Raw genomic sequence first — 19,043 nt, 5'->3', positions numbered from 1 at the left:
TATAACTAAAGTATATGAATGAGAATCTAAAGTCTATTGCCAATTCCTTTGCAGAGGAGTATTGTAGTGATGCCATCTATCCGGCACACCTTTTTAAGGCCATCCTACACAAGGAGATTGGGCTCGTCCATTTCATTGAGACTGAACTGGACAAGGATTATTTTTATCTTCAGGACTGGGCTGACGTGCAGATGCAACTGTCGCCACGCGCCGTACGTCCGATGCGTGATCTGGAATACAGCGACGAGAGTGTGGCTGTGCTCGAGGAGGCCGAAAACTACAAGGTGAAGTTCGACCTTGACGAGACGACCGACGTGTGCGTGTTGGCTGCCCTGGTAACTCCGGGTGTCGGCTTTTCATTCGACCAGCTGAAGACATTGCCCCTGACTCCGTCGGACATCAGTGCCAAGATGGGTGGTGGTGCGAACGTGGAGGCTCCCTATATGGAGGGCGCTGAGCTGACGAAGAAGACTGCTGCCTCAGGCGGTAAGGGCTGTCTGGCTAAGTATTGCGTTGACAAGACGGCTGTGGCCCGTGCCGGCAACCTCGACAACGTGATTGGTTTTGAGAAAGAAATCGCCATTATCTACGAGATATTAGGCCGTAAGACCAAGGCAAACCTGCTGATTACCGGTGAGGCTGGTGTTGGTAAGACTTCGCTGGTGAACGGATTCGTTCGCGAACTGGCTGCCGACCATGTTCCCGGATTCCTGAGCGGTGCCGTGGCTTATGAACTCGATACGGCTGCCCTTGGTGGCGACGCCCAGTATAAGGGTGAGGTGGAGGATCGTTTCAAGAACGTCATCACGGAGGTGGAGAACCTGCCGAATGCCGTGCTGATCATCGAGTCGATCGACAAACTGTTTGATAAGCAGGGCTCGCTGTTTGGCGCCTCTTCCATCCTGAAGAACGAATTGTCGAAAGGCCGTCTGCAGCTGTTGGCTACCTCCAGCATCGACGGTTATACGAAGAATATCGAGACCGACAAGGAGATGATCTCTAAGTTGGAGAAGATCACTGTGGAAGAGCCCACAGCCGACCTGACACTGCGTATCCTGAAGGGTGCGCTGCCCGCTTACGAGGAGTATCACGGTCTGAAGATCGACGAGCCTGTGATGGACGAGGCTATCCGTCTGGCTAAGCGCTATCTGACGGAGAAGTCGCTGCCCGACTCAGCCTTCGACCTCATCGACCGTACGATGGCTCAGGTGAAGACGATGAACGACCTGACCGGTAATATCATCGACGAGCTGAAGGGTAAGCTGGAGGCTATCAAAGCATCGGCAGAGGGTAAGGATAAGGCTGACGAGGGACTGATGAAGGAACTCGACTGGCTGAACTACGAGCTGTTCAATAAGGTGAGCTGCATCCTGTTGGCCGGTGTGGATTCAGATACCGACTTCAGCAAGATAGCCACGATTCAGGAGCGTATTGACTTCCTGGCTGGTATCCTCGATAAGCTGACTGAGCTGAGCGCTGAGCAGCGTACCGACCTGAAGGGTGACGACTTGAGTGCCGTAGTGGCTAAGCAGACCGGTATACCTCTTGGTAAGGTACAGACGAAGGAGCGCGACCGCCTGATGGGTGCTGAAGAGACCCTGAAGAAGCGCGTGGTTGGTCAGGATCATGCCGTGAAGAAGGTGCTCGATGCCGTATACGAGGCCCGTTCTGGTCTGAGCAAGAAGGGACAGCCCATGGGTTCGTTCTTCTTCCTTGGCCCGACTGGTACTGGTAAGACCGAGTTGGCAAAGGCCCTGGCTACGTTCCTTTTCGGCGACGAGAGTGCACTGATCCGTTTCGATATGTCGGAATTCAAGGAAGAGCACTCAGTGGCTCTGCTGTATGGTGCGCCTCCGGGATACGTAGGTTACGAGGAGGGTGGTCTGTTGGTGAACAAGATCCGTCAGAACCCCTATGCTGTGGTGCTGTTCGATGAGATCGAGAAGGCTCACAAGAGTGTGTTCGACCTGTTCCTGCAGATTCTTGACGAGGGTAAGCTCCATGACCGTCTGGGTCGTGTGGGTGACTTCTCTAACGCCCTCATCCTCTTCACCTCAAACATCGGTGCACAGACTATCGTTGAGAAGTTCAACAGCGGTGTCATCCCCGAGAACAACGAGCTGATGGACATCATGCAGGGTTACTTCCGTCCGGAGTTCCTGGCCCGTCTGACCGAGATCGTCCCGTTCTCACCGATCACCGACAAGACCGTGACGAAGATCTTCGATATCCACCTGAAGGGCTTGCTCAAGCTGCTTGAGGAGCAGAACATCGAGCTGACACTGGATCCGAAGGCCCGCGAGGCTATTGCCCTGCGTGGCTACAACCAGCAGTACGGTGCGCGTCCCGTCATCGGTATCATCCGTAAGGAACTGCGTCACCCCATCTCTAAGATGATGATTGCAGGTAAGGTGAAGCCGGGCGACAAGATCCTGGTAGAGGTCGACAAGGATGCTCAGGCAGTCTTTGTGATCAATGGCGAGAAGGCGGATAATCCCGAAGGTAAGGCAGAGGCTCCTGCTGCAGCAGAGAAGAAAGCAGCAAAGAAAGGAAAATAAGAGTTTAAATTTTAAATAAGTATTCACTAAAATCCATTACAATTATGGCAATGAAGGAAAATTTTATTTCCATGGCTCCCGATGAGGAGAGCAGTGCGAAAGTGAGTTTGATCGACCAGAACAAAACACTGATGATCGATCAGTACACAAGTGATGTAGAGGCTGGCAATCCCGAGTTTGTAGAGGATATCCAGAACATTAACGACGCCTTTGAGCACTTTAAGCCGAAGGTAGACGTGACCTTTACCGACGCCGATGGTGGTGCCGTTGAGGAGTCACTGAAGTTTGGTGAGATCCGCGACTTCGAGGCACAGGGCGGTAAGGGCAATCTGGTGAAGAACAGCCCGTTCCTGTCAGGTACTAAGGAGCAGATTGATACGAACGTGAAGATCCGCAAGAGCATTGAGCAGAACCGCAAACTGCGCGACATCCTGAAGGAGGCTGGCAGCCGTTCTGAGCTGAAGGAGATGCTGCAGGGCATGCTCGATGAACTGAATGGCGCAGAGTAATTTATTAAATAAGTTAATAGGTATAAAGAGATAATATCATGGCAGATGTAGAAATGCAGAAAGCCCAGGCCGCCGGTCAGGCCGGTGCCGAGCTTCAAGAGAAAGAAGGTAAGAAAGATTTGCTGAAATCATTTGGTGGCTTTAATGCTATCCGTGGTTTCATGCCTGATGCCGACAATATGAATCCTGCCCGTAAGGCAGCCAAGGACGTGTTCCTGAAGGACAAGCGTTTCAAGGATAAGCGCGAGAGCCTGAAGAAGGAAATCGCCCGCTGGATTGAGTTGCTCAGCGACGACAGCATTGATAGCGCTACTGGTTTTGCCGATGCTTGTAAGAAGGACGAGGAGAAGTACACCAACGTGCTGAAGCAGGGTATCACCGACGCCCTCTATGCCACACAGAATCTGGAGCGCAGCTATCGTCAGCTCGACTCTTTCTTCAAGACCTGTGGTACCGATAAGGTGAAGAACCTGCGTATCATCAACGTGCTGAAGGAAGATATCGCCGATGCCGACTCAGGCTTCGCTGGTGAGGTGGAGAACATCCTCCGCAACGGTTTCGACCGTCTGAGCCTGAAGGATGCATACAGCCTCGTTTGCGTACCTGGTGCTGTGTTCACCGACAAGGTAGACCTGCTGCAGTGGGCTAAGATGGCATTCAAGTATAAGGTAATGATGATCACCGACCACGCTGATGAGTACTCGTTCGATGACCTGCAGGCTAACACCGAGGGCTATCGCGACAGCGACCAGTGTCTGATGAATGTGGTGATGACCGCTAACTGGCTCGTAGGCCGTGAGGCTGAGAAGATGTCTTCTGACGAGGAAGACCAGAAGGCTTTCTATATCGCACCGGCTGCCGCCCTCTGCGGAAAACTGTACGACGAGACCGCTAATATGGCACAGGGTGCCGGTGGTAAGAAGTATGGTACACTCGACGGTGTGAAGGGCGTTAAGAGCGACCTGCTGAAGTCAGAGATTGCTGCCCTGATGGACAACCAGGTAATTCCTATGGTTTACTCTGAGGGTCGTGTGATGGCATTCAACAACACCACGCTTTACAACGGTGACCTCGACGCTATGAAGGAGTATCCTATCGTACGCGTGTTCGACTGGGTGAAGAAGGTGCTGATGAACTTCGTACACGAGGTGGCTCTTGAGAACTGGGATCCATACAACAGCCCGAAGAACCTGAAGGCTAAGATCCAGGAGTTCCTGAATGCTTACAAGGGTTATGGCAACCTGTTCCAGAATTATGAGATTGGTGAGCCGCGTCAGGATCCTGTTACCAAGCAGATTACCTGTGACATTACGCTGACCCCGTTCTATGCTGCCAAGAACTTCGTGATCAAGGTGGCTGCTGACAAGAAGGACAAAGAAGCCGCTATGGCAAGCGCATAAAAATATTTTATCAACAATTAAAAACAAACAATTATGGCAAAGACTCCAGTTTCAATGACCATTGATGGTTACAAAGACAGAGAAGTCCTGATGGTGACCTATGAGTTCAACCAGGCAACAGATGTAGAAGGCCAGATGGCTGGCATTCCACGTGGCGGTAAGATTACTGTGCGTGTGAAGGCTCTGAACGACGGAACTCCCGACCTGCTGGCATGGATGACAGAGCGCAGCCTCCCGAAGAACGGTGAGATCAAGTTCTTGGAGACCAAGACCAACAAGGAGATGAAGAGCATCAAGTTCACCAACGGCTACTGCGTCAACTTCGAGGAGAAGTGGGAGGACAAGATGGGTCACTTCGAGGAGATCACTATCACCTGCAAGGCCATCGAGTTCGGCAACGTGAAGTACGAGAACGACTGGGCATAACCCAAAGGTGAAAAGGTAAAAAAGTAAAAATTAAGTTGAACCATATTAAAACATCATTATTATGGCAGAAAATGTAACCCCAGTAGTACTTGAGATCAAGGATTTTGAGCCTCGTGAGGTGATGATGGTAGACTATAAGTTTGATCAGGCTACCGATCGTGAAGGACAGATTGCAGGTATCCCCCGTGGTGGTAAGGTAACAGTTCGTGTGAAGGCAATGAACGACGGCAACAACCAGCTGATTGCCTGGATGCTCGATCCAACAGCCCCGAAGGATTTCTCAGTAAAGTTCGTGAACACTGTGGACGGTGCAGCTATGAAGGAGCTGAAGGGCACCAACTGCTACTGCGTCAACTATGTTGAGAAGTGGGAGGATGGTGAGCAGCACTACGAGGAAATCGAAATCGTATGTCAGAAACTCGAGAACGGTCCTGTCAGCTACGAAAATCCTTGGAAGTAATATTCCAATACCCTCATAATCAATTGATTCGGCCTGAAAAGACCGGGTCAATTGATTTGCCGTGTAAATAAGAACCCTAAAAACCATTACAATTCTATGGCACTAACAGCACGTCTTCAGTTCGGCGATAACGAGTCAAAAACCTACCCGACAGAATATCTGGTAGCAGACTGCCACTGTCATTTTACGCGTCACCACAATCAGTTCCATCCCGATGCAGATGCCCGTTGTGAACGAGTTGAAGTGATTGTCGTGGCACCAGGAAAAGAGAACCTTAATCTCTTCGACTGGTATATCAGCGGTAACCCGCTCAGTGGTCGTTTATTGTTCGACTTGTCATCTATGCATGGCGGAGAATTTACGTCGGCGAAGGAGCTGCTGTTTGAAGATGCCTATTGTTTTTCATTGGCAGAAGACTATCATGTAGACACCTCAAACCGTCGCTGTTTGAAGCTCTCTTTCATGGCAGAGAAAATGATCGTGAATGATGTAGAATATAATAGTCCCATCTGATAAATCCCCAACGACTATGGCAATAACGCTATCCAACCATTTGAAGGCAACGCTCTATCCTGCCAATATCCTCACGGAAGAGATATGCAGGATACCTTTAGACAAGTGCTTCACCATACTCCATTTTAACTATGCGTGTAGTCGGGAACGGAACAAGTCGGGATTTCCCCAAGGGAATACCACGACCACTTTCCTTGAATTCACTATCCGACTGTTACAACCTGATGATGGTAGATATTTCTATCAGCTGATGCAACAGAATGAGCCAGGTGACTTTACATTCATGTTTAATGCAGATATTCAGAAACGTCAGTTTGTGACTGGTTACGAGGATGGTATGGTGGTTTGTGGTTATGTGGTAGACGTTGAAGACGACTATTCCACGACCCCGGTGGCGGATGGAAGTACGGAACAGATGATGATCCACGTGAAGCTGCTGGTTGCCAATATCACTTATATAGGCATGAATGGTAACCGCTCCATCATCATCTCGCGAGATAATCAATAACACAGTAAAACTAAGAACAAGAATATATGGCAACCTATAAACTGACTGTCGGTGACATCAAGGATATTGAGTTGAGCAAAGATACAGCTAAAGTCACAATCAACAGCATTGTCTATTCGGTAATCATGGAGAGCCTGACTTATACGAAAAAGATCTTTGCTCCCAATGAAATTCATACCGTACTCAGCATTGTGAAAAAAACAGATACAATAGCTGATCCTCCCAAATTAAGTGAGCTTCAATCCGTCTTCTCAAAGAAGCTGGTGACACTGTATGACGACACAGTCAAGGTGGCAGAGAATTTCTTCGTGTATAAGATGAAACCCAGCAGGAGTAAGGATGGCCAACAGTCTTCCGTCCTGAAAGTGGAACTTTTTATCTACAGTCTCGATAAACTTCTAACAATCGACAAATATTGCAATGCCTTTACTGGCAAGAAACTTGGAGGCGAGATCTTCACGGATGAGATCAAAAAATTCAAGATTGGAAGTACTGCGTTAGAGGGCGCAGTAAACCTGCAGATCCTGAATTATGTCAGTGAAGTGGAGAAAGACGATAAGGACAATAAGAAGACAGTCGAGGTGCGTCAACCCTATCTGGTGCAGTATAATGAGAGTTTCTACGACTTCATGGCGCGTAGTGCCATCCGTTGTGGTGAGATGCTGTATTTCGAGGGTGGCAAGCTGCACCTGGGTATGCCTGTGGTTCTTAAGGTGACAGACGATCAGGCCACAAAGGCTGACAGCGTGGATCTTGAAGACTGCATGGAACGGGCGGTACCCCTTTCCGACCGCCACTATAACTACATGGACCGTTCGAAGGACAACGACAACCGGTATACCAATTCTACCTTCTCGCTGATAGGCAGGTTCGTCTCGACCGAGGATCCTGTAATAACAGGGAAGAAGGAAGATGGAAAGGTGACGGAGGTCACTACGAATAATTGTGAATGTGGAAAAACAACCATCACGGTAGAGAAGGTCTATTTCACTGATAAATCCACATCTCCTGCCAACAAACTGAAGGGAGAACTTAGTAGTGTGACAACAACCTACAAGGTGGAAGACTCCAGCGGTAATGCATTGTTGATGGAAACTGAAAAGGTGGAATATATCTATGAGCTTGACAAAGGAAAGAATGATTACAAGAAGGAAGACGGCAAATACGTCTATACGACAAAGAAGACGATAACAGAGCCGACAACAGGCTCGAATGACGAAACATCCTTAGGCAACTACAACCTGCCAATGTCTAACGATGCTGTTTTTGAGGAATTAAAGAAAGACGGCTATACCAGTCTTGTGGATGAATGGTTTGATTACAGGACGTTCCTGTTCAATGATCTGTTCCTGAACCTGCTTGACAGTACGACGCTCTACGATGCTATAGCAGATTTGGCTTCTGGATTGCTCTGGGGTCTCGGAGAGGCTGATATGGCTCAGAGAAAGAAGAACAACAAGAACAACGACGTCAATCTGACACTTACAAGCACTAAGAATCCGGACCAGACAGATGATAGCACCTTTAACCTGTTCTCTACGCTGAAGGCGAATATGAAGCCATCCACATTTGATGTGAATAAGGAAGGGTCAGTCGTGTCTTTGCTGGTGGCAGATTTCTATTCCAAGATGCGGATGGCAGCGACGACTGTCAGTCAGGTACGTGTCAGACTGAACTATGGAAGTTCGAATCCCGGACTCTGCTTAGGAGATGTCATTAAGGTGGATGACGACTACTATGTGGTCGTACAGGTGGAACTGGATGGTAAGGACCATGTTGTAGAGGCTATTCCTCCTTTCTATAAGAAAGTAGAGAACAATAAACTTAGTGCAGCCATCCCATGTCCGCCACTGATGCCGGAGATTCCTGATGTCAGGACATCGGATGCGCAGGTGGCCTTTGTAGAGAACAATCTCGACCCGAACAAACTTGGACGCGTCCGTGTGAGATTCCCCTGGCAGCTCAAGGATGGTGATTGTTCTCCTTGGATCCGTATGGCGACACCCTTTGCCACTAATGGTGGCGGTGTGACGTTCAAACCAGAGAAAGGTGATGAGGTCTTGCTTAACTTCGAAGACGGAAATATTGAACGTCCGTATATCGTTGGCTCTCTTCAGTCGAAGTACGTCACAGACAACTGGGGGGCTTTGGCCGATCGTGTTGTTCAGTCGAAGAATGGTCATGCGATAACCTTCACAGACAAGGACGACGGTCTGGCATTCCTGACAGGTATGGCTCCTCAGGTGAATCCTCTGGTTACGTTTATCAAGAGTTTCCTTCCTGCTTCCGATCAACTGATAACGTTCCAGAATATGGTAGACCTGACTGGCGGTATCAAAATCAGCGACCGTTACGGATTGTATTCCATCAACATGTCGTCGGACGGCAGACAGGTCAATATCAATTCCCCGTTGGGTGACGTAAAGCTCAATGCCTTTACGGGAATAACGATCTCAGCCCCCAACGGCAATATTGATATCAAGGGTAAGAATGTGACTATAGCAGCCAGCAATAAACTGACTCTTGAGTCTGGTTCTGCTGTCAGCGATCGTTATATCAATAAGGATGCTTTTACATCCAAGGATGGTTTCTTGACTTCGTTGGTGGGGATAGGTACAGATATGTTAGACAGAACTTTGGGCAAACTCATCGATCTGTCATTCTTCCGTACAATCTTTGAGGTGTTTACTCGTCCGGTAGACGGTACGCTTAAAATCAGGTCGAACACTTATCTGCTTCTTGAAGCCGGTAAGGGTTCTGCTCAGGTTCCTCATGCTGACTTTAATAGACCTAAATGGGAAGGAGTACAAGGTAATGACTATGTGGCACAGGCTCCATTGTTGGGCAAGTTAACAAATACGATAGATGCCCTTACTTCAGACACAACAACTGTTTGTCAGAAGATGAAGACAGCCTTTAACAAATCTAAAACGAAGAAATCGGATTACGAGAAGACTGATGTGTCGGGCTTCAAATGTTATGATAGCCTGACAAAGATGAAAGTGAATGATATTGTTCAGAAGGTATATGCCAAGAGAACTGATAAAAATTTTAGTATTTATACAGTTATTGAGGAGAAAGACTTTGACTTTGACAATACAGAAGGCTTTAAGCTCAAGATTGGAGATAAAAAGTTCGAAAAACCGAACCAGAAAGAAAACGAAGAAAAGAAGGCTTATGGTTTGAGGATAAAGGAAGCCTATGAGGCGTATAAAAGAGACAAGGCCGATGATAATAAGATAATCAGACCTAGGCGTGCTGTTGTTCTTGAGAAAGCCAGGATACTTGGTTTTCAGCTGAAAGTCCTGTTTGATACAGTTGCCGCTTGGAAGAACTTTAAATTTAATGCGGCTCATCAGGGAGATCTCTATTATTCTTCAGATAGTATTATCAAGAAAGTTCAAGATCTTAATATCTTTGACAATTTTGTTAGCAAAGTGGACGGTGGTACGGTAGAATTTGATAAGGACGTCTTTAAAGATTTTGACAAGGATCTTATTAAGATTCACCGTGAGATTGTTTATGAACTGATAACTGAAGTAAAGACGAAGGATGGCTATAAGGATATGTTTAGTGTTGATTCCAAAGCAACTAAGCCTGACTTTGGAGATGATGCCAAGTGGAAAGAGTACGCTGACTATATTGGCGATCCGACCTCGGTTGCGTCTTACGATGTAGGTGCAAAAACCTACTTTAAGAATTATTTCAAGACGAATTTCCTTAATGACTGGATTGATGCCGTTGGTAATCCTTTAAGTAATCAATGGAAATGGAAGGCTCCGGAGAAAGGACGAATTCTAATCTCTGATACACCGGGACGAACCATTCATTTCGATGCTGAGCAATTGGTAACCGATCATAATTTCGGTGAAGTGACCAATTCTCATCCTATAGAATTAAGACGTATAGTTAATGCTGTAAAATAAAAGATGTGACTATGGATACAGTATTCAGTGATTGGAAGGAAGCGCTTCAGAACCTGCAGGATTGCGTTGAGAAGGATCTGGAAGAGATACGCAAGCAGAAGGCAGAGGTGCAACAGATCAAGATAGATATCTTCAACCGGCTGGCTGAAGGCAAGTATTTCCGTGATGACAAGCGGATTGTGATTTCTGCGCCTGAGATCATTATCGGTGATGTGGATAAAAGTGGTACTCTCTGGGGCGATGGCGGAGCCGTCGTGGTCAGAGGTGGCAACGTGAGTTTGGAAGGTACCGGTGAAACAGGAACTGTGACAAGTCGTGCACCCTTTATTTCACAGATAGCCGTTGATCCGGGACCTGATGGCGTGGAAGAGGTCGTATGGCCTCATTCGCAAGTGGTTAGTCAAGCCCGTAATATCGTCCTTCAGAGTAACGAATCCAATGGTTATTTTTCAGAAGCCCCAGTTTCTGGAGGTGCTGGTGTGCGCATCCATGCCGATGACACGATAGAAATTAGTGCCACCAAGTCAGTGGAGAACCGGGGTAACTCTATCTCTGATAAGTTGAGCGACTTGAAAAGTGTCAAGTCTGATTTGAACTCTGAGGCTTCTGCAAAGATGAAGCAGGTGAACAGTATCATTTCTGACGTGGAGGATATTCTGAAGTCGGAGGAAGACCTGAAGGATGGGGAGTTGGATATCAGGTCAAATCTTGTAGACCTGGTTGAACTACAGAACCAGTACGAAGGAATGATACCGGCTCTCTATAATGCTGTAACCAACTGTATCGATACTCTCTCCCGTTTAGCTGAAACTAATAGGCGTATTACAGCTTTGGAGGCTGAGCAGACAGATGTGGATAATGCCAAGTCGGAATTTACGGATAAGACAACGGGTACACGTCTCACAGTGAATGCCGAACAGATGCTATTCTCGTCTGTTGATGGAGATGGTAATATCCGTACGAATGATGAGTCATCCATCCATATGCAGGCTCGTCACATGAGTGCTGATACCCTCAATGTTGATGGAACATTGATAGCAGATAGCAGTATCTCGTTCAACACTGAGTCGTTGTCAATATCGACAGCTAATACGGAAATGACCGATGAGACGAATGGAAGTGTCACTTCTGGCGGTTCTGTATTTATAGAAACGAAGGACTTTAGTGTTGTGGCAGTTGACTACGACATCAAGGATGGTGAACTGGAAGAAAAAGATCAAGCGTCTGAGAGTAGTGTTAGTATTCGTGCAGAAAATATAGATTTGCTCTCACAAGATAAGGACGGAAATACAACGGGTCAGTTTTCTGTCTATGCAGCCGACACGAAGTTCGGATCTATTGATAAAGATAAGAATACTACAGGTACCTTCACAGTTCAGGCACAGAATATGGCTCTATCTTCTACCGACAAGGATAAGAACGCCACGGGTCAGTTCACACTCGTTACCGAATTGGCTAGTGTTGCTGCCATCGACAAGGAAGGCAAGGCAAAGGGTCAGATCAGTCTTGATGCCAAGGATGTGTATGTGAAAGCTACCGACGTGGATGCGGAGAAACTGACTGATAAGAATATGGCAGAAGGCAGTAGCCTGACACTGTTGGCTGAGAAGATGTATATCGGACGTACCGATGCAGACAACCAGGCTAAGGAGCTGTTGGTATCTGCCGACAAGACGGGTATCTACGGTAAGACGACTGCCGAGATGCAACAGGGTGAGGCCAAAGCTGTGGTACAGCTCGATGGTGGCAATGTGGCCATCAGTGGTTCGAAGGCAGAGTTTTATGGTGATAACACCGTGAACGGCAAGACCGACTTCAAGGCTGATACCACCATGACGAAACTGACGGCCGACAACGTGGAGGCCAAGACCTCGTTCAAGAGCAAGAACATCAGCGACGGTATTGCTGTGCCTGGTGCTCCGTCATCGGCTAAGCTCAGTGCCAAGTTGAAAGAGGCTGATGCGCCTAAGGCGAAGGATGTGGAACTGCCTAAGGATGACGAGGAAGGAGACAATAATGAATAGTGAAAAATGAATAGTGATAAGTGAGCAATGAAAAAGAGTATAGAAACCCTGATTGGTGAGATGAAGACCAAGATGAGCGGTTACGCCGTCTTGTTGCAGTATCGGTTTATGAATCTTTGCATAAAAGCAGAGCCTGCAGCTCTTTTGGCAATCTCTGTCATCGATGAAGAAGGAGAAGAGAAGGATCTTGAGAGCGTGGCCTCAGCATGTTTGGCCAACGACTATCAGTTTGCAATCTACCCACATGATTCGAAGATGGTCTTTGCCATCAGCAAGGGCATTAAACATGCTCATCCGGAGTTCAAGATAGATGTTAAGTCAGAGGAAAATAGTAATGATTCTGGTGAAGATGAAAACAAGTATCTTCTCTGTACTATGCCAGAGGTCAACAAGGACCGTCATGATTCATTGACCGATGGAGTAGGTATGCTTTACGACCAGTGTAAGGCAAAGCTTGATGCTAACCATACTATCTATAAGTCTCGTCTGACAACCAAGTTATTGGGCAGTTCAAAAGAAGATGCTAAGGAGGCTGAGGATAAGCTGGAGGAAATCTATAATAAGCATGACGAGATATGTCTCCAGTATAAAGATGCCAAGCTGAAAGAGATTGAGGAGGCTTATCAGCGCTATCTGAAGGAGCAGGCTGAAAAGCAGACGGCTGCCGACGAGAAAGCGGCTGCCCGTGGAGAGAATGCGGGTCAGGCGTTCAACATCAATCAGGAGGATGAATAAAGAGCGGAAAGAAGTATGAAGAAAGGTATTCTGTGTATACTGATGGCTTGTATGGCTGCACTGGCTGATGCCCAGTACATCCCGGCATTCCGTACGGATACCATGGAGACGAAAGATCCTGGTAAGGGGTACTGGGACGAGGGTAACACCTTCAAGCATCTGGAGGTGTCGGTCTCGCTGGGTACTACCGGCATCGGTATCGACGTGGCTACGCCTATATGCGATTTCATACAGGTGCGTCTGGGCTATGACTATATGCTGCCTTTCAAGCGTAAGTTTGAAATGCCACTGGCTGGCGGCGGACAGGCTGCCCGTCAGTATGACGAGAAAGGCAATCGCAAGGTGACGCCGTTTACTGAGATTGCGGAGTACATGTATCAGCAGTCCGGTTACGAGATGGAGGATCATATCCAGTTGGATGGTAAGCTGACGATGAACAACCTGAAGTTGCTCTTCGATGTCTATCCGCTGTCTTATAACAAGCACCTTCATGTCACTGCCGGTATCTATTGGGGACCGCAGCAGTTCGCCGTGGCAGAGAAGGGTTCCGGGGCCGATGTCATGCTGAGCTATATGGCCAGCTATAACAAGCTCTATGACGAGGCAGCTGCCGACGACCCCATCAAGAAATACGGGCGTCTGGATCTCTATCCCGGTGACTACGGCCGTGACTTTGTGGTCAAGGGCGTGATGCACAAGAAGGGCGATCCCTTCCTGCTGCAGCCGGCTGAAGACGGCACGGTGCGCATCACTGCCAAGTCGTGGTCTGTGAAGCCCTATCTGGGTGTAGGCTATACCGGACGTCTGATCAAGAGTCGCGACGACTGGAAGGTGTCTGCCGCACTGGGTGTCCTGATCTGGGGCGGTACGCCGTTGCAGCAGACTCAGGATGGCACCGACCTCGAGGATGTCTGTAATATCAAAGGCACGATGGGGCATAGCATAGCCCTGGTCGAGGCCCTGAAGATCTATCCTGTCCTGAGTGTCAGGTTTGCAAAGACGTTGTTTTGAGTAACAAAAGATAGTCTTTCGCATGATAAAAGATAGTCTTTCGCATGATAAAAGATAATGTTTAATAAATAATAAGGTATATGGGAAATTTCGTATGTCAGGGAGCAATGCTCCAGTGTTCTTTTGGGATGGCACCTTCGACGCTGAACGTCATCGTGCCCCTTCGTCCCAAATGTGGCAATATGTTGATGGCCAACATTATGGATAATATTCCGATGGTTAACATCATGCCTTTCGGTATGTGCCAGTCGATGGCCAACCCGACGGTGGCTTCAGCCACAGCTGCAGCCATGGGTGTGCTCACGCCGATGCCTTGCATCCCTGTGATAGCAGCCCCTTGGACGCCCGGTGGTCAGGTGAAAGTGATGAATATGCCGGCACTTATCAACAATGCCAAGTGCATGTGTAACTGGGGCGGTCAGATATCGGTTACTAACCCCAGTGGCAGTATGACGACGCAGGGTAAGTGAAACGGTGGCTGTCGATAGTTGGGCTGCTGGTGCTGGCACTCACTGTAAGTGCGCAGCAGATGCGCGTGGAACGGTTTTCCAAGCAGAAGAAAGGACCGTTCAACATGAATCATGTGAAGACCGACAAGCAGTTGGCCACTATTGACATGAAGACAGGCGAGAAAGGCTTTAAGTTTCTTGCCAACGGAAAGGAAGAGGTGCAGGCAGAGGAGGCCGACGGTGCACTGTCGCTGAAGACGCCCGACAAGACCACGTTTCTGGTGATCAGTCATCCGGACTATGGTCAGTACACCTGGAAGGTGCCGGGAAAGAAGGGCCTTCGGAAGAAACAGCACTATGAGGCCAACTTGCTGACCTTCAGTCCTACCAAGTCATATAAGCTGCAGAAGCAGTGGGTGATCTTTGAAATACAGCCTAAGGATGCCATCGTCACCATAGACAGTGTGACGACGGCGGTTCGTACGGGCATCTGCCAGTTCAATCTGTCGGTGGGCACACACCCCTATAAGGTGGAGGCCCCTTTCCACGAAGAGGTGGTCGACAGCTTTGAACTCTCCGACACGGCGCGGCTCATCGTGCCGGTGGCCCTGAAGCCGTTCTATTCCTATCTTACCGTGAAGACCCCCCTGGACGAGGGGCGTATCATGGTCGACGGTCAGTGGATAGGCAACCACGAGGCTACGAGCGGACATCTGCTGGAGGGCAGTCACCGCCTGACGGTGATGGTCGGTCAGCAGTGCTACTACGAGGGCATGGTGACCATCGGTAGGGCAGAGAAGAAACAGATAGAACTGGCTGCCTCGGATCTCTATCCGCGCGTGACGAGTCATGAGGGTAGGGTGCCCTTGATGGCCAGTCTGCCAGTGGTGGCCACCGACTCTACGCAGGTCACCGACTCCGTGAGCGTGGCTGCCGTCGTGAAGAAGGCGCCTGTGACGATTGTGGCCCCCGACGACAGTACGGCCATCTGGGTGAACCGTGAGCTCATGGGCTACGGCACCTGGGAAGGGCAGTTGCCATTGGGCTATTATCAGGTGAGCACCGAGAAGGATGGTCTGGAGTCGCGGACGACGGCTGTCTGGATCGACGATGAGACGCCGAAGAAGCTTGAGCTGCTCCCGCCGATGACCAACTATGGCCTGCTCAATATCCACAGTGAGGAGATTGGTGCGAAGGTCTATATCAACGGTGCCCTGAAAGGGGTTACGCCCCTGGTGGTCGAGAACCTCCCTGCGGGTATGAACTGTAAGGTGAAGCTGACGAAGGATGGCTTCCGCGACAGTGAGACCATGGTGCAGGTGATCGGCAACGATATGGTCGACGTGAATATTAAAATGAAGAAGATATAAGGATGAAGGACAGTTGCTTCAGTCAGAGCCTGATTCAGTCCGCCCGTGTGATGGTGGTTGGCTGCGGTGCCTTGGGAAACGAGGTACTGAAGAATCTAGTGCTGATGGGCGTGGAGCACATCGTGGCTGTCGACTTCGATGTGGTGGAGATGGGTAACCTCTCCCGTTCTGTCCTTTTCACCGAGGCTGATGCCGAGGCCCGTCGCCTGAAGGTCGACGTGGTGGCAGAGCGCCTGGTGGCCATGAATCCGGCCATGGAGGTATGGACCGTCTGTGGCGACATCGCCTATGATGTCGGACTGGGACTGGTCCGCCAGATGGATGTGGTCATCGGCTGTGTCGACAGCCGTTGGGCACGTTACTGCATCAACCGCCTCTGTATGCGGGCAGGCATCCCTTGGGTAGACGGCGGCATCGACGGTCTGGAAGGAACGGCCCGTGTGTTTATGCCGGGAAAGAACTGCTACGCCTGCAACCTCGGACCTGAGGGCCTGAAGGATCTGGCGAGGCGCATGCCCTGCTCGGGCATCATCCGCCGGCAGGAACAGGCAGGGTCGGCACCCACCACCTCTATCGTGGCTTCGGTGATCGGAGCCGTACAGGTGCAGGAGGCACTGAAACTGATCCACCGTGAGGAACTGGAGGCCGGCAGGCTGACCTCCCTCTGTGGGAAGATGCTGTATTACGACGGGGAACATCTGACGACCCGCATCGCTGACTTTGCCGCCTATGATGACGACTGTGCCGAACATGAGCCGTGGACGCCTGTCAAACCGTGCCGTGTGATGCCCACCGACAGCGTGGCAGAAGCACTCCGGAAACTGTCGCAGGAGTTGGAAACGCAGGATGTGACGCTCTGTCTGACACGGGACTGTTACGTGGACTACGTGGCGCGGCGCGACAATGACGAGCGCACTACGGTGATGTGTCCCGGAAGGGCTGTGGAGGAGGTCACCGCACGGGATAAGACCCTACAGGGCGTCCCCTTGAGCGGACTCTACCAGCACGAGTATCGTCATGTCGACCGCTCGTTCCCCTATCAGGAACTGACGCTTGCAGAACTGGGCTTGCCGCCCCATGATGTACTGCATGTGTCAACCGGAGCGGGTGATTATTATTTTGAAATGGAAGAAGCATGAGACAAAGAAACAAAATATCTGAAGCCAGTGCAGAGATGCTGCTGAACTACCTCTATCCGGAGGTGGAACGGAAGTGGATTGCCCATGGTGAAGGCTCTTTCTACCGCAACTATAATAATGACCTCCTTGATTTCGATGATGAGACGATGGAGGCATGGCTGGCGCGCGACACCTTCCTGAACCTGTTGCCGCAGGGTGTCATCAACAACGACAATGACCTGAGGGGAGAGGATGCCGCCGAGAAGTTCAAGAAGATACAGCGCCGCATCCGACTGTTGAACGAGGCGTTTCTGCCTATCGATACAACTGCCTTCCGACAGCGCCTGTATGTGGAGCGTCAGGTGTCGGAACTCCTGCAGAACAAACTGTCGTATATTCTGAAAGAGTATTTCGGCATTAATCTGGACGAGGTGGAGAGCCCGCTGGTGAAAGAGGCTGCGCTCATGCTGCCCTATGTGAGCAGGATGCGTGGGAACTTCGGATATGTTGGCGCGCTATTGGGTGCGCTGCTCCATTGCAAGGTGAATACGATGACAGGCCGCTACAGTCAGACGGACACGACGCTCCGCTGGCTGCCTCGCATCAGGTATGAGCTACTCATTCCCGGTCTGTCGCCTGAAGAGTTCAGGTCGCTGAATACAGCGTTGCAGCCTTTGCGCGAATTCATCTGCGAGTGGTTCATCCCCTTCGAGGTGAAGTGCGACATACTGATTAAGGAACATCATTCAGAGCAGCAGGTGAACACCCGTCTGACTTTGGGCTATAATATGGAATTAAAAAACGAATGACGATATGGATATCAACTCGAGAATCAACTGGATGCCGGGCATGGAGGTCACTGCGGAGACCTTCCTCGGGATGGCCGAGAACTGGAACTACAAGTACAGGTTATCCCTGCGTGCAGCTCTTGGTAACAATAGGATGGGACTCTTGCCCGAGTCGGTCTTCAACTGTAACGGTATCTTTGTAAAGAACCGTTTCGAAGTTGACCACCTTCAGTGTCTGGCGCTCCTGGCATCAGGCAGGATTGTCAGTGCCGACGAGGATGTGCAAGTCACGATTCCTATGCTCTTCGGTGAGCGCTATTACCTGACTGTAGGTTTCGGCGAAGAACTGACGGAGTACGAGATGGATGGGGTGCCGTACGTTCGCCCGCATTATGTCTATGGTATCTCTACCATGGAAGATATTGAGGCCAATGACCTGTTCCCCCTGTTGAGGTTTAAGGTCACCGACGGTGTGTTCTCCATGGATACGGAGTTTATTCCGCCCTGCCTGCTACTGTCTGCCGACCTGCGCTTTTTGGACTATATCGAAAGGTATGTGGATAAGCTGTTCATCCTGGCATCCCACAAGAGCCTTGCCGATGGAGAAGGTAAGCGGACATTACTCCGTTATGTGTTCCGTCTGAAGGGCTATAACCTACAGAACAGTATGCAGGACTTCGTCTTGCTGACCCAGGAGATTGCGCAGGCCATCGACTATTATATCGTCACCCCCAACAGGGAGCAGCCCACGGATGTGCCGCTGCCGTCATATACCGATATCCAGATCTGGCTGCAGTGGCTCGACGACTATCTGGCCGGTGCCGCCGTCATCCTCGACGGTGTGGTGCTAGAAGATAACACCATCGACTACGAGGCTCTGCTGGCACAGGCTAAGGCCGAACTGTATTCCCAGCTGCATCCAGAGCTGATAGCAAAGCTGTTGGCCGACATGAAGGAGGAATTGCGCGCCGAGATGCAGCAGCAGACCGAGTCGCTCACCAACTATATCAATAATAATCTTAAGGCTGCCATTATGGAACAGTTGGGATCGGAGATGGACAATCGCATGACCCAGCTCAGCGTTTCGTTGAACCAGAAGTTCGATCAGTTGGGCAAGGATCTCTCAGAGTCGCTCTATGAGAAACTCTATTTCAACATGTTCGACCATCTGTTCAATGCCCTTTACGTGCCGGAGCCTGAGGAGAAAGAGTATATACCGCTAATCTGATGTGCTTATGACCAGTCTTA

General features: G+C 49.7%; 16 protein-coding genes. All 16 read left to right on the top strand.

Annotated features, from left to right (window positions below; translation table 11 throughout):
• Positions 1–14 precede the first annotated feature (14 nt).
• The 16 genes from BMY16_RS01250 (at position 15) to BMY16_RS01175 (ending at position 19,023) form a co-directional block, all read left to right on the top strand.
• A complete protein-coding gene (locus tag BMY16_RS01250) occupies positions 15–2,558 on the top strand; it encodes an AAA family ATPase (RefSeq protein WP_091838954.1) in 2,544 nt (847 codons plus the stop codon).
• Between the two features lie 44 nt (positions 2,559–2,602).
• A complete protein-coding gene (locus tag BMY16_RS01245) occupies positions 2,603–3,067 on the top strand; it encodes a hypothetical protein (RefSeq protein WP_091838951.1) in 465 nt (154 codons plus the stop codon).
• A 38-nt stretch (positions 3,068–3,105) separates the two neighbouring features.
• A complete protein-coding gene (locus BMY16_RS01240; RefSeq protein ID WP_091838949.1) occupies positions 3,106–4,467 on the top strand; it encodes a hypothetical protein in 1,362 nt (453 codons plus the stop codon).
• Between the two features lie 33 nt (positions 4,468–4,500).
• Positions 4,501–4,893, top strand: coding sequence for a type VI secretion system tube protein TssD (gene tssD, locus BMY16_RS01235; RefSeq protein WP_139207083.1), 393 nt, complete (start codon positions 4,501–4,503; stop codon positions 4,891–4,893).
• A gap of 61 nt (positions 4,894–4,954) precedes the next feature.
• Complete coding sequence (gene tssD, locus BMY16_RS01230; protein ID WP_091838944.1) at positions 4,955–5,353, top strand: type VI secretion system tube protein TssD; 399 nt, start codon at positions 4,955–4,957, stop codon at positions 5,351–5,353.
• Positions 5,354–5,449: 96 nt separating this feature from the next.
• Entirely contained in the window at positions 5,450–5,866 is a 417-nt protein-coding gene (gene tssD, locus BMY16_RS01225; RefSeq protein WP_091838941.1) for a type VI secretion system tube protein TssD, read from the top strand.
• Positions 5,867–5,882: 16 nt separating this feature from the next.
• Complete coding sequence (locus BMY16_RS01220; RefSeq protein WP_139207082.1) at positions 5,883–6,374, top strand: hypothetical protein; 492 nt, start codon at positions 5,883–5,885, stop codon at positions 6,372–6,374.
• A 26-nt stretch (positions 6,375–6,400) separates the two neighbouring features.
• On the top strand, positions 6,401–10,300 hold the full coding sequence (locus tag BMY16_RS01215; protein WP_091838935.1) for a phage baseplate assembly protein V: 3,900 nt from the start codon (positions 6,401–6,403) through the stop codon (positions 10,298–10,300).
• 11 nt (positions 10,301–10,311) lie between these two features.
• On the top strand, positions 10,312–12,324 hold the full coding sequence (locus BMY16_RS01210) for a hypothetical protein (RefSeq protein WP_091838933.1): 2,013 nt from the start codon (positions 10,312–10,314) through the stop codon (positions 12,322–12,324).
• 27 nt (positions 12,325–12,351) lie between these two features.
• Entirely contained in the window at positions 12,352–13,059 is a 708-nt protein-coding gene (locus BMY16_RS01205; RefSeq protein ID WP_091838930.1) for a ribosome recycling factor, read from the top strand.
• 15 nt (positions 13,060–13,074) lie between these two features.
• Positions 13,075–14,070 carry a hypothetical protein gene (locus BMY16_RS01200; protein ID WP_139207081.1) on the top strand — a complete coding sequence of 332 codons (996 nt, stop codon included), beginning with the start codon at positions 13,075–13,077 and terminating at the stop codon, positions 14,068–14,070.
• 80 nt (positions 14,071–14,150) lie between these two features.
• On the top strand, positions 14,151–14,540 hold the full coding sequence (locus BMY16_RS01195) for a DUF4280 domain-containing protein (RefSeq protein ID WP_091838924.1): 390 nt from the start codon (positions 14,151–14,153) through the stop codon (positions 14,538–14,540).
• Complete coding sequence (locus BMY16_RS01190; protein WP_091838922.1) at positions 14,537–15,889, top strand: PEGA domain-containing protein; 1,353 nt, start codon at positions 14,537–14,539, stop codon at positions 15,887–15,889. The genes BMY16_RS01195 and BMY16_RS01190 overlap by 4 nt, the downstream gene beginning before the upstream one ends.
• Before the next feature lie 2 nt (positions 15,890–15,891).
• Entirely contained in the window at positions 15,892–17,028 is a 1,137-nt protein-coding gene (locus BMY16_RS01185) for a HesA/MoeB/ThiF family protein (protein ID WP_091838919.1), read from the top strand.
• A complete protein-coding gene (locus tag BMY16_RS01180) occupies positions 17,025–17,816 on the top strand; it encodes a hypothetical protein (RefSeq protein WP_091838917.1) in 792 nt (263 codons plus the stop codon). Before BMY16_RS01185 ends, BMY16_RS01180 begins: the two co-directional genes overlap by 4 nt.
• Before the next feature lie 4 nt (positions 17,817–17,820).
• Positions 17,821–19,023: an ATP synthase subunit B family protein gene (locus tag BMY16_RS01175; RefSeq protein WP_091838914.1), complete on the top strand. Its 1,203-nt coding sequence runs from the start codon at positions 17,821–17,823 to the stop codon at positions 19,021–19,023.
• Positions 19,024–19,043: the final 20 nt, after the last annotated feature.

It is taken from the genome of Prevotella sp. ne3005, from assembly GCF_900110085.1.
GTDB lineage: Bacteria > Bacteroidota > Bacteroidia > Bacteroidales > Bacteroidaceae > Prevotella.
This window is presented reverse-complemented; position numbering and strand designations above follow the sequence as displayed.

What these genes read in the sequence shown, in the direction of transcription:
- BMY16_RS01250 (WP_091838954.1), top strand. Translation starts at nt 15, where the DNA reads ATGAATGAGAATCTAAAGTCTATTGCCAATTCCTTTGCAGAGGAGTAT.
- BMY16_RS01245 (WP_091838951.1), top strand. Translation starts at nt 2,603, where the DNA reads ATGGCAATGAAGGAAAATTTTATTTCCATGGCTCCCGATGAGGAGAGC.
- BMY16_RS01240 (WP_091838949.1), top strand. Translation starts at nt 3,106, where the DNA reads ATGGCAGATGTAGAAATGCAGAAAGCCCAGGCCGCCGGTCAGGCCGGT.
- tssD (WP_139207083.1), top strand. Translation starts at nt 4,501, where the DNA reads ATGGCAAAGACTCCAGTTTCAATGACCATTGATGGTTACAAAGACAGA.
- tssD (WP_091838944.1), top strand. Translation starts at nt 4,955, where the DNA reads ATGGCAGAAAATGTAACCCCAGTAGTACTTGAGATCAAGGATTTTGAG.
- tssD (WP_091838941.1), top strand. Translation starts at nt 5,450, where the DNA reads ATGGCACTAACAGCACGTCTTCAGTTCGGCGATAACGAGTCAAAAACC.
- BMY16_RS01220 (WP_139207082.1), top strand. Translation starts at nt 5,883, where the DNA reads ATGGCAATAACGCTATCCAACCATTTGAAGGCAACGCTCTATCCTGCC.
- BMY16_RS01215 (WP_091838935.1), top strand. Translation starts at nt 6,401, where the DNA reads ATGGCAACCTATAAACTGACTGTCGGTGACATCAAGGATATTGAGTTG.
- BMY16_RS01210 (WP_091838933.1), top strand. Translation starts at nt 10,312, where the DNA reads ATGGATACAGTATTCAGTGATTGGAAGGAAGCGCTTCAGAACCTGCAG.
- BMY16_RS01205 (WP_091838930.1), top strand. Translation starts at nt 12,352, where the DNA reads ATGAAAAAGAGTATAGAAACCCTGATTGGTGAGATGAAGACCAAGATG.
- BMY16_RS01200 (WP_139207081.1), top strand. Translation starts at nt 13,075, where the DNA reads ATGAAGAAAGGTATTCTGTGTATACTGATGGCTTGTATGGCTGCACTG.
- BMY16_RS01195 (WP_091838924.1), top strand. Translation starts at nt 14,151, where the DNA reads ATGGGAAATTTCGTATGTCAGGGAGCAATGCTCCAGTGTTCTTTTGGG.
- BMY16_RS01185 (WP_091838919.1), top strand. Translation starts at nt 15,892, where the DNA reads ATGAAGGACAGTTGCTTCAGTCAGAGCCTGATTCAGTCCGCCCGTGTG.
- BMY16_RS01180 (WP_091838917.1), top strand. Translation starts at nt 17,025, where the DNA reads ATGAGACAAAGAAACAAAATATCTGAAGCCAGTGCAGAGATGCTGCTG.
- BMY16_RS01175 (WP_091838914.1), top strand. Translation starts at nt 17,821, where the DNA reads ATGGATATCAACTCGAGAATCAACTGGATGCCGGGCATGGAGGTCACT.